This is a genomic window from Pseudomonas floridensis (assembly GCF_002087235.1).
Classification (GTDB): domain Bacteria; phylum Pseudomonadota; class Gammaproteobacteria; order Pseudomonadales; family Pseudomonadaceae; genus Aquipseudomonas; species Aquipseudomonas floridensis.
This window is the reverse complement of sequence record NZ_MUIO01000121.1, coordinates 14320-32142: the sequence shown is the minus strand read 5'-3', so window position 1 is coordinate 32142 and position 17823 is coordinate 14320. Positions and strand designations below refer to the sequence as shown.

Here is a 17823-nt window from a genome sequence, read left to right as displayed (position 1 = left end):
GCCGCACCGCAACATCCTTATACACAGCAGCTGCTGGAAGCCGCCTTTATGGCGCCGGTAGCTGTCGATTAACCTGAAGAGGAACAACACATGGGTTTTCTCGCCGGTAAGCGCGTCCTGATCGTCGGTGTCGCCAGTAAACTGTCCATCGCATCCGGCATTGCTGCCGCCATGCATCGTGAAGGTGCAGAGCTTGCTTTCACCTACCAGAACGACAAACTCAAGGGTCGCGTCGAAGAGTTCGCCGCAGGCTGGGGCTCGGGCCCTGAGCTGTGCTTCCCTTGCGATGTGGCCAGCGACGAAGAGATCAATAAGGTCTTTGAAGAACTGAGCAAGAAGTGGGACGGCCTGGACGTGATCGTTCACTCGGTCGGCTTCGCCCCGGGCGACCAGCTCGACGGTGACTTCACCGAAGCCACCACCCGTGAAGGTTTCCGCATCGCTCACGACATCAGCGCCTACAGCTTCGTGGCACTGGCCAAGGCTGGCCGCGAAATGATGAAAGGCCGCAACGGCAGCCTGCTGACCCTGTCGTACCTGGGTGCCGAGCGCACCATGCCGAACTACAACGTCATGGGCATGGCCAAGGCCAGCCTGGAAGCCGGCGTCCGTTACCTGGCAGGCAGCCTCGGTCCTGAAGGCACTCGCGTCAACGCCGTGTCGGCGGGTCCGATCCGCACCCTGGCCGCGTCGGGCATCAAGAACTTCCGCAAGATGCTGGCCGCTAACGAAGCGCAGACACCTCTGCGCCGCAACGTGACCATCGACGAAGTCGGAAATGCCGGCGCGTTTCTGTGCTCCGATCTGGCCTCGGGCATCAGCGGTGAGATCATGTACGTCGACGGCGGTTTCAACACCACCGCGATGGGCAACATCGAAGAGTGATCAGGCCGGTGCCGCTCATCGCGAGCGGCACTTTCCGACAGGCAAAAAGAAGGCCGCTCAATGAGCGGCCTTCTTTTTTGGCTTCTGTGCAAGGCCGGTTCATGGCTGACCCGGCCTGCGCATGACCCGGCTTAGAACTTCTCGATCTTCGCCTTGCTTTCCAGTGCCGCACGGAACGCTGCGAAGTCCTGCTGACCGGCACGTGATGCGAGGAAGCGACGGTATTGCGCCTTTTCCGCGTCAGTCGGTGCAGCCGCCTGATTCACGCCATTGAGGCGCACAATCACGAAACTACCATCCGCCGCCGTCTGGCTGGTGTATTCCGGCTTGTCCTTGCCGCTTGGCTTGGGCATGCGGAACAGAGCCTGCAGGACCGCAGGATCGACACCTTCCTGACTGCGGGTGACGGCTTCCATCACTTTCCACTCATGTCCGTCCTGCTTGGCAGCCAACGGCACCTTGCCATCGCGCAACCCGGCCAGCAGCGCCTCGCCCTTGGCTTTGGCCGCAGCACCGGCATGCTCTTTCACCAGCTGAGCGCGAATCGCGGCAGCGACGCTCTCAAGCGGCAGCTGTTGCGGCTGCAGGTGCTCTTTGACACGCACGACCACGACGGTTTCCGGATCCAGCTCCAGCGTATTGCTGTTGGAGCCTTCTTCCAGCACTTCCGGGCTGAACGCTGCCTGAATCACGGCACGGTTGGCTGTCAGGCCTTCACCGCCTTCGCGACCGAACGGCGCAGTGGTCTGGACTTTGAGACCCAGATCCTGAGCCGGCTGAGCCAGGTCGGACGATTCGAATGCCGAATCTTCCAGCTGCTTGGTCACTTCGACGAACTTTTGCTCGACCTGCTGCGACTTCAGCTCGTTGGTCAGCTTGTCTTTCAGACTGGCGAACGTCGGAACCGATGGCGCCTCAACGCCCAGCAGCTTGATCAGGTGCCAGCCGAAGTCGGTGCGCACAGGCTGCGACACCTGGTCCTTGTTCAGGCTGTACAGAGCATCTTCGAACGCAGGGTCGTAAACACCCTTGCCCGCATAGCCCAGATCACCGCCCTTGTTCGACGAACCCGGGTCCTGCGAGAACTCCTTGGCCAATGCGGCAAAGTCCTCACCCTTGGCCAGACGCTGCTGAATCTCTTCGATCTTCGCCTTGGCCTGCTCATCGCTGAGCTTGTCGTTCACTTCGATCAGGATGTGCGCTGCGCGACGCTGCTCGGACAGGTTGGCGATCTCTTTCTGATACGCCGCCTGCAAATCCTCGTCCTTGACCTGCACCTTGTCGAAGAAAGCGGACTTCTTCAATTCGATGTAATCAAGCACCACCTGCTCAGGACTCATGAACTCCTTGGCGTGTTCGTCGTAGTGCGCCTTGACTTCGTCATCGGTGACTTTCACCGCCGAGGTATCGGCCGGGAGTGTCAGCGAAGCGAAATCACGAGTCTGCTTTTCCAGACGGGCAAAGGCATCGACCTGGGCGTCAGTGACGAAGGCACTGCCCGCGACACCGGCACGTACCTGACCGATGAGCATTTCCTGACCCAGCATCTGGCGGAATTGCATACGGCTGTAGCCCAACTGACGAATCACCTGATCGAAACGGTCCGCGCTGAATTTGCCATCCACCTGAAACTCAGGCGTCTGCAAAAGCTGCTGGTCCAGCGCAGCGTCGGAAAAGGAGAATTTGGAATCGGCTGCGCCTTGCAGCAGCAGCTTACGATCGATCAGACCCTTGAGCGCCGACTCGCGCAGCAGTTTCTCGTCGAGCAGCGAAGGATCGAAATCCTTGCCCAGCTGTTGGGAGAGTTGCTGGGCCAGCTGACGGCGCTGCATGTCGACGGCCTGGCTCAGCTCATTCTGAGTGATGTCCTCGCCGTTGACTTCAGCAGCGTTCTGCTTGTTGCTGGTAGCGGTAAACATCGCCTCGATGCCGGTAAAGGCCATCAGCGCGATGATGATCCCGATGATTGTCTTGGCAATCCAGCCCTGTGAATTGTCCCTGATGTTCTGCAGCATTGCGTCCCCCAAAACGGTTGAACTGACTAACCAACCGCGGAGCGTGGGTAGAAAGCGGATAGAAGAAAGGCGCATCCGAGGATGCGCCTTCTCGTAACTGACGGAGCGGAAGGGCTCGAACCCTTCGGCGTTGCAACCGACTGCACCACCGCTCCGCTACCGGTCCGGAAAAACACCGGGCCGGTGGGCAAAGGCTTGAAGAAGCTTAGTTGACAGCTTCTTTCAGGGCTTTACCGGCTTTGAAACCTGGTTTTTTAGCAGCAGCGATTTCCAGCGTCTTGCCAGTCTGAGGATTGCGACCGGTGCGCGCAGGACGATCTGTAACGGAGAACGTACCAAAGCCAACCAAAACAACCGAGTCGCCAGCCTTCAGAGCGCCAGTGACGGATTCGATCACTGCGTCCAGCGCACGGCCAGCAGCAGCTTTCGGGATATCAGCAGATGCAGCGATAGCATCAATCAGTTCCGACTTGTTCACTCTAAGTCCCCTTATCTCTATATTGAGTATGTTTCTAAGTTTTAGGTGTTAAGCAAAACGAGCGCTGGAAGGCTTGCCGGACTTGCTTTAAAGAGCCGCTTTATAACAAGGGCTCTAAAAAGCTGTCAAGGAAGCCTGCCCAGTCTTAATGCGTGCTAATTCTTTCCTTAGAGTCAGACTCGCGTTTTTCATCCTTTGCAACCAGATCGGGAGCCACATCCGGCAAGGGCTCCGGCGCGTATTGCAGCGCAATTTGCAGGACTTCGTCAATCCATTTAACAGGCTTTATCTGCAGATCCTGTTTGATATTGTCAGGAATTTCCTTCAAATCGCGTACATTTTCTTCCGGAATGATCACAGTCTTGATTCCACCGCGGTGTGCGGCCAGAAGTTTTTCCTTCAGACCGCCAATGGCCAGGACCTGACCACGCAACGTGATCTCACCAGTCATGGCCACATCGGCACGTACCGGAATCTGCGTCAGGGCCGACACCAGCGCCGTGCACATGCCCACGCCAGCGCTTGGACCATCCTTCGGCGTCGCGCCTTCAGGCATGTGAATGTGCGTGTCGTGCTTCTCGTGGAAGTCGGCGGAAATCCCCAGACTGCGGGCGCGGCTGCGCACGACGGTCTGAGCTGCGGTGATGGATTCGACCATCACATCGCCCAGCGAACCGGTCTTGATCAACTGACCTTTGCCCGGCACCACAGCGGCTTCGATGGTCAGCAATTCACCGCCCACCTGAGTCCACGCAAGGCCTGTGACCTGGCCGATCTGGTCCTGCTGCTCGGCCAGGCCGTAGCGGAATTTGCGCACACCCAGGAAGTGCTCGAGCATGTCAGCGGTGACGTGAACGGCAAAGCGTTTCTCCAGCGCATGCTCTTTGACCGCCTTGCGGCAGACCTTGGCAATCTGGCGCTCCAGCCCACGCACGCCCGCCTCGCGGGTGTAATAACGAATGATGTCGCGAATCGCTTCCTCGTCGAATTCAATCTCGCCTTTCTTCAGGCCGTTGGCCTGAATCTGCTTGGGCGAAAGGTATTTGACGGCGATGTTGATCTTTTCGTCTTCGGTGTAGCCCGGCAGACGGATCACTTCCATCCGGTCCAGCAGCGCTGGCGGGATGTTCATCGAGTTCGAGGTGCACAGGAACATCACGTCCGACAGGTCGTAATCGACCTCAAGGTAGTGATCATTGAAGTTGTGATTCTGCTCGGGGTCCAGGACCTCCAGCAATGCCGAAGCCGGATCGCCACGCATGTCGCTGCCCATCTTGTCGATTTCGTCAAGCAGGAACAGCGGGTTGCGCACACCCACCTTGGTCATCTTTTGTATCAATCTTCCTGGCATCGAACCGATATAAGTCCGGCGATGACCGCGAATTTCCGCTTCATCACGCACACCACCAAGGGCCATGCGGACGAATTTGCGATTGGTCGCGTTGGCGATCGACTCGGCAAGCGAGGTTTTACCCACACCCGGCGGACCGACGAGACACAGGACCGGGCCGCGAATCTTCTTCACACGCTTCTGCACGGCGAGATATTCAAGGATGCGCTCCTTGACCTCGTCCAGCCCGTAGTGATCGGCGTCCAGAATCGCTTCGGCACGCGCCAGATCCAGACGAACCTTGCTCTGCGCTTTCCACGGCACCTGGACCAGCCAGTCGATATAGGAGCGCACCACGGTGGCCTCTGCGGACATCGGCGACATCTGCTTGAGCTTGTTCAGCTCGGCAGTGGCCTTGGCCAGGGCGTCCTTGGGCAGACCTGCGGCATCGATGCGTTTTTTCAGCTCCTCGATCTCGTTGTGGCCTTCATCGCCATCGCCAAGTTCTTTCTGAATGGCCTTCATCTGCTCGTTCAGGTAGTACTCGCGCTGGCTACGCTCCATTTGCTTCTTGACGCGACCGCGGATGCGCTTTTCAACCTGCAACAGGTCGATTTCGGCATCCAGCAGCGCCAGCACGTGCTCGACACGGGCCGACAGGTCGATAATCTCAAGGATATCCTGCTTCTGCTCGATCTTGAGCGCCATGTGCGCGGCCATGGTGTCGACCAGGCGGCCAGGCTCATCGATGCTGTTGAGCGACGACAGGACCTCTGCCGGGACTTTCTTGCCCAACTGCACGTACTGCTCGAACTGGCCTAGCAGGCTGCGCACAAACACTTCGGATTCACGATCCGGAGCGTCCACTTCATCGATCAGGGCAACTTCGGCGCGGTAATGACCGTCGACCTCGATGAAACGCTCGACCGAGCCGCGTTGCTCACCTTCGACCAGCACTTTGACGGTGCCATCGGGCAATTTCAGCAACTGCAATACGGTTGCAATGGTGCCGACGCTATAAAGAGCCTGCTCATCAGGATCATCGTCAGCGGGATTTCTCTGCGCGAGCAACAGGATTTGCTTGTCACCCGTCATCGCCGCCTCAAGGGCTTCGATAGACTTCTCGCGCCCCACGAACAGCGGGATAACCATGTGCGGATAAACCACGACATCACGCAATGGCAAAAGAGGCAATTCAATGGTGGTCTTCATGATTTCGCCTCTACAGCGGCCAAACGGCCGGGACAGATGGAATTAGCTTGAAGCCAAGATGGGGGTAGTGTTCGAAAAAAACAAGCCCTATGGGCCGCAGCCCACTCAGGTTCGCCCTTATCTACAAGACGAACGAAGCGGCTGAAAATGCAAAAGGGGACCTTAAAGGCCCCCTTTTGTGTTTCTTCACGCGCTATACGACGATGTCGTCAGGCGTCAGGAGCAACCTTCGCAGGCGGCTCGCTGTTTTCATAGATCAGCAGCGGTTTGGACGAACCGTCGATCACGCTTTCGTCGATCACCACCTTGCTCACATCGCTCTGCGACGGAATTTCGTACATGGTGTCGAGCAACACGCCTTCGAGAATCGAGCGCAGGCCGCGAGCACCGGTCTTGCGCTCCAGCGCACGACGGGCAACCGATTTCAGCGCATCGGTACGGAACTCGAGGTCCACACCTTCCATCTCGAACAACTTCGCGTACTGCTTGGTCAGCGCGTTCTTAGGCTCGGTGAGGATCTGCATCAGCGCAGCCTCATCCAGCTCGTCCAGTGTGGCCAGAACCGGCAGACGGCCCACGAATTCCGGGATCAGACCGAACTTGACCAGATCGTCAGGCTCGACTTCACGCAGGGACTCACCAACCTTCTTGCCCTCCTCCTTGCTGCGCACTTCGGCGTTGAAGCCGATGCCACCACGCGTGGAGCGGTTCTGAATGACCTTTTCCAGGCCCGAAAAGGCGCCACCGCAGATAAACAGAATGTTGCGCGTGTCCACTTGCAGGAATTCCTGCTGTGGATGCTTGCGGCCACCCTGAGGCGGAACCGAAGCCACGGTACCCTCGATCAGTTTCAGCAAGGCTTGCTGCACGCCCTCACCTGAAACGTCTCGTGTAATCGAAGGGTTGTCGGATTTGCGCGAAATCTTGTCGATTTCGTCGATATAGACAATGCCCATCTGGGCCTTCTCTACGTCGTAATCACATTTCTGCAACAGCTTCTGGATAATGTTCTCGACGTCCTCACCCACATAACCGGCTTCGGTCAGGGTGGTGGCGTCGGCGATGGTGAACGGTACGTTGAGCAGCCTGGCCAGGGTTTCAGCCAGCAGCGTCTTGCCGGAGCCCGTAGGGCCGATCAGCAGGATGTTGCTCTTGCCCAATTCCACATCGTCATTTTTCTTGTCGCGCTGGTTCAGGCGCTTGTAGTGGTTGTACACCGCTACTGCGAGAACCTTCTTGGCACGCTCCTGACCAATCACATACTGATCAAGGATGCCGCTGATTTCTTTAGGCGAAGGCAATTTATGCGCGCTGCTTTCGGCCTGTGCTTCCTGCACCTCCTCGCGGATGATGTCATTGCACAGGTCGACGCACTCGTCGCAGATAAAGACCGAGGGGCCGGCAATCAATTTGCGCACTTCATGCTGGCTTTTGCCACAGAAGGAGCAATAGAGCAATTTGCCGTTGTCCTCGCCGTTGCGGGTGTCAGTCATTCGATCGATCCAATCCGGTAGGCTTGCAACACAAGATGAAGGCTATTGCGGGCTTTTTCAAGTCCGCAGGCGGTCGGTTGCACCGACCCCCTACATTTTGAGGTGCTTAGGCAGGCATTTGACGCTTGTTGATCACCGAGTCGATCAAGCCGTATTCGGCCGCACGTTCGGCGCTCATGAAGTTGTCACGCTCGGTGTCGCGCTCGATGGTCTCGAGGCTCTGGCCGGTGTGATGCGCCAGCAGCGAGTTCAGGCGGTGACGGATGTGCAGGATTTCCTTGGCATGGATGTCGATGTCCGACGCCTGCCCCTGAAAACCGCCCAACGGCTGGTGAATCATCATGCGCGAGTTCGGCAGGCAGTGACGCTTGCCCTCGGCACCGCCAGCCAGCAGGAACGCACCCATGCTGCATGCCTGACCGATGCAGATGGTCGACACGTCAGGCTTGATGAACTGCATGGTGTCGTAGATCGACATGCCAGCCGTCACCGAACCGCCCGGTGAGTTAATGTAGAGATGGATATCCTTGTCCGGGTTTTCCGCTTCAAGGAAGAGCAGTTGCGCCGCGATAAGGTTGGCCATGTAGTCCTCTACCGGACCAACCATAAAGATCACTCGCTCCTTGAGAAGGCGCGAATAGATGTCATAGGCGCGTTCGCCACGGGCGGACTGCTCGATAACCATCGGGACCAGGCCGCCAGCGGCCTGGATGTCAGAGTTCTGCTGAATATAAGAATTGCGGGACATGTCCTGCATTCACTCCCAAATAGTCGAGTCTTGAATACGCACAAGCCAGCGCGAAGGCTGGCTTGTGGGTGTTTTCGAACGAAAAGAGAAATCAGTCGGCTTTTGGAGCTTCCACCGGCTTGACAGCTTCTTCGTAGGAGACCGATTTGTCGGTCACGCTAGCTTTCTGCAAAACAGTATCTACAACTTGCTCTTCAAGCACAACAGAACGTACTTCGTTCATTTGCTGCTCGTTCTTGTAGTACCAGGCTACGACCTGCTCTGGCTCCTGGTAGGCCGAAGCCATTTCCTGGATCAGATCACGTACACGGGCATCGTCAGGCTTGAGATCGAACTGCTTGACCACCTCGGCAACGATCAGGCCCAGCTCGACGCGGCGCTTGGCCTGCTCTTCGAACAGCTCTGCCGGCAACTGATCAGGCTTGATGTTGCCACCGAACTGCTGAACAGCCTGAACGCGCAGACGGTTGACTTCGTTTTCCAGCAGCGACTTCGGCACTTCGATCGGGTTGGCGGCCAGCAGACCGTCCATGACCTGGTTCTTGACCTTGGACTTGATGGCCTGACGCAGCTCGCGCTCCATGTTCTTGCGAACTTCGGCGCGGAAACCGTCGATGCCGGTTTCCTTGATGCCGAACTGCTTGAAGAACTCTTCGTTCAGCTCAGGCAGCTTTGGCTCGGAAACAGTGTTCACGGTAACGGTGAACTCGGCTGCCTTACCGGCCAGCTCCAGGTTCTGATAGTCCTCCGGGAAGGTCACGTTCAAAACGCGCTCTTCACCGGCCTTGGCGCCAACCAGACCGTCTTCGAAGCCCGGGATCATGCGACCAGAACCCAGAACCAGCTGAGTGCCAGTGGCGGAACCGCCAGCGAATGCTTCGCCGTCGACCTTGCCCACGAAATCGATGTTCAGCTGATCTTCGTTCTGAGCGGCACGATCGACCTCTTCAAAACGAACATTCTGCTTGCGCAGCACTTCCAGCATGTTGTCCAGATCGCTATCGGCTACATCGGCAGACAGACGCTCTACAGCAATGGTGTCGAAACCGGCAACGGTGAATTCCGGGAAGACTTCGAAAGTCGCCACGTATTCCAGGTCTTTGCCTTTTTCGAAGGATTTTGGCTCTACAGCAGGAGCGCCAGCCGGGTTGAGCTTCTGCTCAACGACAGCTTCGTAGAAAGTAGCCTGAATCAGATCGCCCAGTGCTTCCTGGCGCGCGCCGTCTTCGTAACGCTGACGGATAACGCTCATAGGCACCTTGCCAGGGCGGAAGCCCGGGATCTTGGCTTTACGCGCAGTCTGCTGCAGACGCTTGTTGACTTCAGTCTCGATGCGTTCGGCAGGCACGCCAATGGTCATGCGGCGCTCAAGAGCGGAAGTATTTTCAACAGAAACTTGCATGGATATTCCTCGTTGCACAGACGTTAGCCGGCCGTTTCCGACCCCAGAATCAAGGGCATGCATTCTAGTGGGTCAAACTCAAGAAGTCACCCTACTGAAAAAGGGCAGGTTAAGCGGAAGGAGCCGGGCCGCCATCGCGCAGCGCCCACAGGCGCTTCGCACCGCCAGCGATGCGTCTGGCACGGCCTTTATATAAGGAAGCATCCGTGCCGGACCCTGCCGACGCCCTCCACACATCACGTTTCACTCGACCGACGGCAGCAGGCCTGCAGACCAGCGAAACGGTAAAACCAATACGGTGAAACAAAAAAAGCCGCACTAGGCGGCTTTTTCTTATAACTGAAGTGTTGCCACTCAAGTCATCTGTATCTTGGTGCGGACGGAGAGACTCGAACTCTCACACCTTTCGGCGCTGGAACCTAAATCCAGTGTGTCTACCAATTCCACCACATCCGCGCTACAAGCTTTTAAAGCAAAGGCGCCAGACTATGAATCCGGCGCCTTTCTTAATATGGGGTGGACGAAGGGGATCGAACCCTCGACAACAGGAGTCACAATCCTGTGCTCTACCAACTGAGCTACGCCCACCATATTGCATGTGACCAGTACAACGTTACTTGCTGTGCCAAAGCTGCCTTGAATGGCGCACCCGGCAGGACTCGAACCTGCGACCATCCGCTTAGAAGGCGGATGCTCTATCCAGCTGAGCTACGGGCACTTATATAATCTGTATTCTTTTACGATCACAAATTAAAAGGCTTTCAATCACACCGAGCTGATTTGCAACTCTGCCTGACCTAATCAACCAGTGCTAGCTTAACCAGTGCTGGGCTCTGCCCGGCAAGTGCGACGAATCTTATAGACGCCCCCAAAGGGCGTCAACTCTTTTTTGAAAAAAATTCAGTTAGATAAAGGAGTTAGCGGAATATGCTGACCAAGCGCCTTTGCCCTCGCGTCATGTCATGCGAGAATGCGCGCTCATTTTATTTCCTCTCGATGGTTAATCACGCGTCATGACTGCAAAACTAATCGACGGCAAAGCGATCGCAGCCAGCCTGCGCCAGCAGATCGCCAAACGTGTCGCCGAACGTCGCCAGCAAGGTCTGCGCACGCCGGGCCTCGCGGTGATTCTGGTGGGCAGCGACCCCGCCTCCCAGGTCTACGTTTCCCACAAGCGCAAAGACTGCGAGGAAGTCGGCTTCATCTCCCGCGCCTACGATCTGCCAGCCGATACCACCCAGACTGCACTGACCGAACTGATCGATCGCCTCAATGCAGACGCCGAGGTCGACGGCATTCTGCTGCAACTGCCATTGCCCGAACACCTGGACGCTTCGTTGCTGCTGGAGCGCATTCGCCCTGATAAGGACGTGGACGGTTTCCACCCTTATAACGTCGGTCGTCTGGCCCAGCGCATTCCACTGCTGCGCCCGTGCACGCCCAAAGGGATCATGACCCTGCTGGAAAGCACCGGTGCGGATCTGTATGGAATGGACGCCGTGGTGGTAGGCGCCTCCAATATCGTCGGTCGCCCGATGGCCATGGAGTTGCTGCTGGCGGGCTGCACCGTAACGGTTACCCACCGCTTCACCAAGGATCTGGCTGGCCATGTAGGCCGCGCCGACCTGGTGGTGGTCGCCGCTGGCAAGCCAGGTCTGGTCAAAGGTGAGTGGATCAAGCCCGGTGCCATCGTGATCGACGTCGGCATCAACCGTCAGGCTGACGGCAAGCTGGTCGGTGACGTGGTGTATGACACCGCCCTGCCCCGCGCGGGCTGGATCACGCCTGTGCCAGGTGGCGTAGGCCCGATGACTCGCGCCTGCCTGCTTGAAAACACGCTGTACGCAGCCGAAACGCTGCACGGCTGATTCAGTTTTCGGAAGTCACGAAAACGGCACCCAAGGGTGCCGTTTTTGTATTCGCAGTTGCTTACTTCTTGGCAGCTTCCCAGCTTTTCAGCAGATCGGCATAGGCAATGGTTTCACCTTTGGGCTTCTCGTTGGTCAGCTTACGCTGCGGTGCCAGAAACTTGCCCCCGCTCTGCTCGGCTTTGGCGTACCACTCTTCAGCCGTGGTTTCCGGGTTCATCTTCGGTGCACAACCACTGGCCTCCTGAACCTTGGAGCGCTCGATGCGCGTCATGATCGCATCCTGATCCTTGGCCAGCCCGTCCAGCGCCGCCTGAGCGGTTTTCTCTCCTGTAACCGCTTCAGCCACATGGCTCCACCACAACTGCGCCAACTTCGGATAATCCGGTACGTTAGTGCCGGTTGGCGACCACCGCACGCGCGCCGGGCTGCGGTAGAACTCCACCAGACCACCGAGCTTCGGTGCCAGCGCCGTCATTTCCTTGGAGTTGATGTCAGACTCGCGGATCGGCGTCAGGCCCACGATGGTTTTCTTCAGGGAAACCGACTTGGAGGTCACGAACTGCGCATAGAGCCAGGCAGCGAGACGTTTTTTCTCGTCGGAAGACTTCAAAAAAGTCCAGGAACCCACGTCCTGATACCCCAGCTTCATGCCCTCTTTCCAGTACGGACCTTTAGGCGACGGTGCCATCCGCCATTTCGGCGTGCCGTCGGCGTTCATGACCGGCAGGCCGGGCTTGGTCATGTCGGCGGTAAACGCGGTGTACCAGAAAATCTGTTGCGCAACGTTACCCTGCGAAGGCACCGGACCGGATTCGGAGAATGTCATGCCGGCCGCTTCCGGCGGCGCATAGGCTTTCAGCCAGTCGATGTACTTCTGCGTGGCGAAAACCGCAGCCGGACCGTTGGTGTCGCCGCCGCGAGTGATGCTTGAGCCGACCGGATGACAGGCTTCCACGCGGATGCCCCACTCATCCACCGGCAAACCATTCGGCAGGCCCTTGTCGCCACTGCCCGCCATGGAGAACCAGGCATCGGTAAAGCGCCAGCCCAGCGATGGATCCTTCTTGCCGTAGTCCATGTGACCGTAGACTTTCTTGCCGTCGATGGTCTTCACGTCTTCGCTGAAGAATTTCGCGATATCTTCATAGGCCGACCAGTTGACCGGCACACCCAGCTCGTAGCCGTATTTGTCCTTGAACTGCTTTTTCAGATCAGCGCGCTCGAACCAGTCTGCGCGGAACCAGTACAGGTTGGCGAACTGCTGGTCGGGAAGTTGATACAGCTTCGACTCGACGATGACCTTGCCTGACGCATCCTTGATTTCAGGAGACGTGGTGAACGACGTACCAATGAAATCTTTCAGATCCAGCGTAGGAGAAGTGACTTTCGCACCCTCGGGACTGGCCATCAGGTCGGTCAGCGACATCGCCTTGCCGTAACGCATGTGCGTACCAATCAGATCGGAGTCGTTGACCCAGCCGTCATAGATGCTCTTGTCCGACTGCATGGCGGTCTGCAGCTTCTCGATAACGTCGCCTTCCTGAAGCAGGTCGTGAGTAACCTTGATCCCGGTGATTTCGGTAAACGCCTTGGCCAGGGTCTTGGACTCGTATTCGTGGGTGGTCAGGGTTTCCGACACCACCTTGATGTCCATGCCACGGAACGGCTCGGCAGCCTTGATGAACCACTCAAGCTCTTTCAACTGCTCGGCATCGGAAAGCGTGGTCGGCTTGAACTCGCTGGCCGCCCACTTCTTTGCCGCATCCTCATACTGATCCGCCCAGGCTGAAACGCTCAACCCGCTGAGCATGATCATGGTCGCCAACGTCACGCTATGTTGCAGCTTGTTTTTCTTATTGAACATAGACACCTCAAGAGTTGCTTCTTATGTAGTCCCGCTTTTCGAATACCGACAGCCTTCGAGCGGGCAATGACGCCCGTCCGCCTGCTAACCCCAACGCATCACCACCAACAGCCACACCAGAGAGGCCCCCGAAGCGACCCAGATACTCCAGTCGGTCGCGCCGATCACCATCAGATGCAGATAAGCACTGCCCAACAGCCCGATGAACAGCCGGTCGCCACGCGTGGTGGCAATCGGCAGAAACCCGCGACGCTCGATACTGGCCGAGCGCAGCTCCCATACTGTCATTCCCACCAGCAGCAAGGCGATACTGCCGAAGAAGGCTGCGGTGGGCAGAGTCCAGGACATCCACTCCATTTTTCGTCTCCTCAGACACGGCCAAGGGCAAAGCCCTTGACCACGTGGTTGCGAACAAACCAGATCACCAGCATGCCCGGCAGGATGGTCAGCACACCGGCCGCAGCCAGCACGCCCCAATCGATACCGGACGCCGAAACCGTACGCGTCATGACCGCGGCAATCGGCTTGGCGTTGACCGAGGTCAGCGTGCGCGCCAGCAGCAGTTCGACCCAGGAAAACATGAAACAGAAGAACGCCGTGACACCAATCCCCGAACCAATCAGCGGGATGAAAATCTTGCCGAAGAACTTGGGAAAGCTATAACCGTCGATGTAGGCGGTCTCATCGATCTCCTTCGGAACACCCGACATGAAACCTTCCAGAATCCATACCGCCAACGGCACGTTGAACAGGCAATGCGCCAATGCCACAGCGATGTGCGTGTCGAACAGACCAATCGATGAATACAGCTGAAAAAACGGCAGCAGAAACACCGCCGGTGGCGCCATGCGGTTGGTCAGCAACCAGAAAAACAGGTGCTTGTCGCCGAGGAAACGATAGCGTGAAAACGCATAGGCCGCTGGCAATGCGACGCTCAGCGATATCACGGTATTCAGGCACACGTAGTACAGCGAATTGAGGTAGCCGCTATACCAGCTCTCGTCGGTGAAAATCACCTTGTAGTTGGCCAGGGTGAAGTCCTGCGGCCACAGGGTCAGGCCGCCAAGGATCTCGGTGTTGGTCTTGAACGACATGTTGACCAGCCAGTAGATCGGCACGAGCAGAAACAGCAGGTAAATCAACATCGGTATGGCTTTGCGCAGACTCATGACCAGGCCCTCAATTCTTTTCGCTGTGGGTCATGGCGGTGTAGAACACCCAGGACACCAGCAGAATGATCAGGAAATACACCAGCGAAAACGCCGCCGCCGGGCCAAGGTCGAACTGTCCGAGCGCCATTGTCGTCAGGGTCTGGCTGAGGAACGTGGTGGAGTTGCCGGGACCGCCGCCCGTGAGCACGAACGGCTCGGTGTAGATCATGAAGCTGTCCATGAAGCGCAGCATCACGGCGATCAACAGCACGCTCTTCATCTTCGGCAACTGGATATGCCGGAAGATAGCCCAGCCCGAAGCGCGGTCGATCCGCGCCGCCTGGTAGTAGACGTCCGGAATCGCCCGCAGGCCCGAATAGCAGAGCAAAGCCACCAGAGACGTCCAGTGCCAGACATCGATGATCAGCACCGTGACCCAGGCATCCGACGCGTTGGCCGCGTAGTTGTAGTTGATATGCAGAATGTTGTTCAGCGTGTAACCCAGCAACCCGATGTCGCCGCGGCCGAAAATCTGCCAGATGGTGCCCACCACGTTCCAGGGAATCAGCAGCGGGATGGTCATCAGGATCAGGCAGACCGTCGACCAGCGCCCCTTGGTCGGCATGCACAAGGCGACCGCGATACCCAGCGGGATCTCGATAAACAGCACACACCCGGAATAGATGAACTGACGCAGCAGCGAATCATGCAGACGCGGATCCTGCAGGACCTGCCTGAACCAGTCGGTGCCGACGAAATAGCGGCTCGACTGATCGAAAATGTCCTGCACCGAATAGTTGACCACGGTCATCATCGGAATGATGGCACTGAACGCCACCAACAGAAATACCGGCAGCACCAGCCACCAGGCCTTGTTGTTCTGGACCTTGTTCATGGCATGTCTCGCTCAGGAGTGGACTCAAGCAGGAAGTCGTCGGCGTACACCATCAGCCACTGCGCCGGAAAACTGATCCACGCCTGCCCTTGCGGTACGGGCTTGTCTTCCGGCATGCGCACCTTGATCTTCTGCCCGGCCAGCGACAGGGTCAGGATCTTGTAGGTGCCCAGGTCCTCGACGTACACCACCTCGGCACACATCGCCTCCTCGTACGGACCGTCCCAGACATGTACGAACTCGGGGCGAATGCCAATCTTGAGGCTGGTGAACGAGGCGCGCGCGATCAGCTCCTGCAACAGGCTCGACAACGGCACGTGAACATCGCCGAAACCGACGCCGTCACCCTGGGGCTGCACCTCGATCAGGTTCATGCCAGGGCTGCCGATGAAGTAACCGACGAAGGTATGCCGGGGCTTTTCGAACAGCTCGCGAGGCGTACCGAACTGTACGATCTGACCGCCGTACATCACTGCGATCTTGTCGGCGAAGGTCGAGGCCTCCAGTTGGTCGTGGGTGACGTAGACCATGGTGATGTTGAATTGCTCGTGAATCTGCTTGAGCTTGCGGCGCAGCTTCCACTTGAGATGCGGGTCGATCACGGTCAACGGCTCATCGAACAGAATCGCCGAGACATCATCGCGCACCAGACCACGCCCCATGGAGACCTTTTGCTTTTCGTCGGCGGTCAGGTTACGGGCTTTCTTTTTCAGCAACGGCTGCAGGTCCAGCACATCTGCAATCTCGTTCACCTTGGCGAGGATTCGCGCCTTGTCCATCCCCTGATTACGCAGGGGAAAGGCCAGGTTGTCGAACACGGTCATGGTGTCGTAGATCACGGGGAACTGAAAAACCTGAGCGATGTTACGACTCTCGGGCGGCAGTTCGTTGACCACTCTGGAATCGAACAACACCTGCCCCTGCGACGGACTCAGAAGGCCGGAAATGATGTTGAGCAGGGTCGACTTGCCACACCCGGAAGGCCCGAGCAGCGCATAGGCCCCGCCCTGCTCCCAGATGTGGCTCATTTCGCGAATCGCGTAATCGTCAGGCCCGGGGTTGGCGCTGTAGCTGTGAGCCAGGTTCTGCAATCGGATCTCGGCCATCAGGCAACCCTCGACATGCGCAGGCCCGGCGCCTGGATAAGGCCGCCCTGCTGATCGAACACGAATAGTTTATGGGTCGGGATGTACACCCGGATCGGCGCATCCACATCGTAGGCGTGCACGCCCGGCAGATGCAGCACCAGCGAAAACAGCTCGTTGCGCACATGCAGGAAGGTTTCCGAGCCGCTGATTTCGGCAAGCTCTACGGTAACCGCCAATTCCAGATCGTCATCGTTGGACGGCACCAGGCTCAGATGACTGGGACGCACACCGAAGCGGTACTCGCCATCGCCAATGGCACGCAGATCGACGTTGAGCGGGAAATGCACAAAGTTGGCGAAGCTTACCTCACTGCCTTCGATACGGCCGGGCATCAGGTTGATGGGCGGTTCAGAGAACAGCTCGGCAGCCAGGACCGTGGCGGGCTTGTGGTACACCTCGGGCGTCTTGCCGCTCTGCACCACGCGGCCTTCATGCAGAATCGTGGTCGTGCCGCCCAGCGCCAGCGCTTCGTTGGGCTCGGTGGTCGCGTAGATGGCGATGGTGTGGCGGGCGGCGAACAGCTCGCGCATTTCCTGACGCAGCTCTTCGCGCAATTTGTAGTCGAGATTGACCAGCGGCTCGTCGAACAGGATCAGTTCGGCGTCCTTGACCAGCGCCCGAGCCATCGCGGTGCGCTGCTGCTGGCCGCCGGACAGTTCAAGGGGATGGCGCTGCAGGAATTTCTCGATGCGCAGCATCCTGGCCGTTTCGTGGACGCGACTGTGAATGACGTCTTTCGACATGCCCGCCTGACGCAGCGGCGATGCGATATTTTCGAATACCGTCATGCTGGGGTAATTGATGAACTGCTGATAAACCATCGAGACGTTGCGCAAACGAACCGGCCGTTGCGTGACATCCACCCCGTTCATCAGCACTCGCCCGCTGTCGGGTTTGTCCAGCCCGGCCATCAGGCGCATCAGGCTGGTTTTGCCTGAAAGGGTTCGCCCCAGCAGAACGTTGAAAGACCCTGGCTCAAAGCTCAGGGATGCGTCGTCGATCCATGTTTGGCCATCGACTGCGCGACTGACGTGCTCCAGCGTGAGAGACATGGCGTGCCCTTTGTTGTTTTTTTTAGGGTAATGCGTGACTGGTGAGCAGATAGCGACATTCGTGCCAATTCTGCCAGCGCGCCGCCGAGGCCCGTCCCAGAGCATTCGCCCGTAATCATTGGTCGAAAGCCGCTTCAAGACTGAACAAAAATGAACAGTAAACGCTGAACAACTGAACAAAATGAACGTTGACTTTGAACACATCTGAACGACACTGGAGAGACGTTGCACGCCAGGATGGACACGCGACGAGACCTGAAAATAAAAACAACGTCATCC

Annotated in this window: 14 protein-coding genes and 3 tRNA genes; 2 read left to right on the top strand and 15 right to left on the bottom strand. The window is 57.7% G+C overall.

Annotation, left to right across the window (positions count from 1 at the left end; translation table 11 throughout):
- Positions 1-90: 90 nt before the first annotated feature.
- Complete coding sequence (gene fabI / locus BZK31_RS25310) at positions 91-885, top strand: enoyl-ACP reductase FabI (RefSeq protein ID WP_024687900.1); 795 nt, start codon at positions 91-93, stop codon at positions 883-885.
- A gap of 131 nt (positions 886-1016) precedes the next feature.
- Here fabI and BZK31_RS25305 read toward each other — a convergent pair whose 3' ends face one another.
- The 9 genes from BZK31_RS25305 to BZK31_RS25265 form a co-directional block, all read right to left on the bottom strand.
- Positions 1017-2900, bottom strand: a complete 1884-nt coding sequence (locus BZK31_RS25305) for a SurA N-terminal domain-containing protein (protein WP_083185989.1) — start codon at positions 2898-2900, stop codon at positions 1017-1019.
- Between the two features lie 205 nt (positions 2901-3105).
- The gene (locus tag BZK31_RS25300) at positions 3106-3378 is read right to left on the bottom strand and encodes an HU family DNA-binding protein (protein WP_004883906.1); all 273 of its coding nucleotides are present in this window, start codon (positions 3376-3378) and stop codon (positions 3106-3108) included.
- A gap of 145 nt (positions 3379-3523) precedes the next feature.
- On the bottom strand, positions 3524-5920 hold the full coding sequence (gene lon, locus BZK31_RS25295) for an endopeptidase La (RefSeq protein ID WP_083185988.1): 2397 nt from the start codon (positions 5918-5920) through the stop codon (positions 3524-3526).
- Between the two features lie 209 nt (positions 5921-6129).
- On the bottom strand, positions 6130-7413 hold the full coding sequence (clpX, locus tag BZK31_RS25290) for an ATP-dependent Clp protease ATP-binding subunit ClpX (protein WP_024687896.1): 1284 nt from the start codon (positions 7411-7413) through the stop codon (positions 6130-6132).
- A 106-nt stretch (positions 7414-7519) separates the two neighbouring features.
- On the bottom strand, positions 7520-8161 hold the full coding sequence (clpP, locus tag BZK31_RS25285) for an ATP-dependent Clp endopeptidase proteolytic subunit ClpP (protein ID WP_002552734.1): 642 nt from the start codon (positions 8159-8161) through the stop codon (positions 7520-7522).
- A 91-nt stretch (positions 8162-8252) separates the two neighbouring features.
- Complete coding sequence (gene tig, locus BZK31_RS25280; RefSeq protein ID WP_083185987.1) at positions 8253-9563, bottom strand: trigger factor; 1311 nt, start codon at positions 9561-9563, stop codon at positions 8253-8255.
- A gap of 371 nt (positions 9564-9934) precedes the next feature.
- Positions 9935-10019, bottom strand: a tRNA-Leu gene (locus BZK31_RS25275).
- Positions 10020-10075: 56 nt separating this feature from the next.
- Positions 10076-10151: transfer RNA gene (locus BZK31_RS25270), tRNA-His, on the bottom strand.
- Between the two features lie 53 nt (positions 10152-10204).
- A tRNA-Arg gene (locus tag BZK31_RS25265) sits at positions 10205-10281 on the bottom strand.
- A gap of 295 nt (positions 10282-10576) precedes the next feature.
- Between BZK31_RS25265 and folD the strand changes: the two genes are divergently transcribed.
- Positions 10577-11431 (top strand): bifunctional methylenetetrahydrofolate dehydrogenase/methenyltetrahydrofolate cyclohydrolase FolD, encoded by an 855-nt coding sequence (folD, locus tag BZK31_RS25260; protein ID WP_083185986.1) that lies wholly within the window; start codon positions 10577-10579, stop codon positions 11429-11431.
- 61 nt (positions 11432-11492) lie between these two features.
- Here folD and BZK31_RS25255 read toward each other — a convergent pair whose 3' ends face one another.
- The 6 genes from BZK31_RS25255 to BZK31_RS25230 all read right to left on the bottom strand — a co-directional run bounded on the left by BZK31_RS25255 (position 11493) and on the right by BZK31_RS25230 (position 17544).
- A complete protein-coding gene (locus BZK31_RS25255) occupies positions 11493-13298 on the bottom strand; it encodes an ABC transporter substrate-binding protein (protein ID WP_083185985.1) in 1806 nt (601 codons plus the stop codon).
- Positions 13299-13382: 84 nt separating this feature from the next.
- Complete coding sequence (locus tag BZK31_RS25250) at positions 13383-13655, bottom strand: DUF2160 domain-containing protein (protein ID WP_004883898.1); 273 nt, start codon at positions 13653-13655, stop codon at positions 13383-13385.
- Positions 13656-13666: 11 nt separating this feature from the next.
- On the bottom strand, positions 13667-14467 hold the full coding sequence (locus BZK31_RS25245; protein WP_083185984.1) for a carbohydrate ABC transporter permease: 801 nt from the start codon (positions 14465-14467) through the stop codon (positions 13667-13669).
- Between the two features lie 10 nt (positions 14468-14477).
- Positions 14478-15344, bottom strand: a complete 867-nt coding sequence (locus BZK31_RS25240) for a carbohydrate ABC transporter permease (RefSeq protein WP_083185983.1) — start codon at positions 15342-15344, stop codon at positions 14478-14480.
- Positions 15341-16450: an ABC transporter ATP-binding protein gene (locus BZK31_RS25235; protein ID WP_083185982.1), complete on the bottom strand. Its 1110-nt coding sequence runs from the start codon at positions 16448-16450 to the stop codon at positions 15341-15343. Before BZK31_RS25235 ends, BZK31_RS25240 begins: the two co-directional genes overlap by 4 nt.
- Positions 16450-17544 carry an ABC transporter ATP-binding protein gene (locus BZK31_RS25230; RefSeq protein WP_083185981.1) on the bottom strand — a complete coding sequence of 365 codons (1095 nt, stop codon included), beginning with the start codon at positions 17542-17544 and terminating at the stop codon, positions 16450-16452. The genes BZK31_RS25235 and BZK31_RS25230 overlap by 1 nt, the downstream gene beginning before the upstream one ends.
- Between the last annotated feature and the right edge of the window lie 279 nt (positions 17545-17823).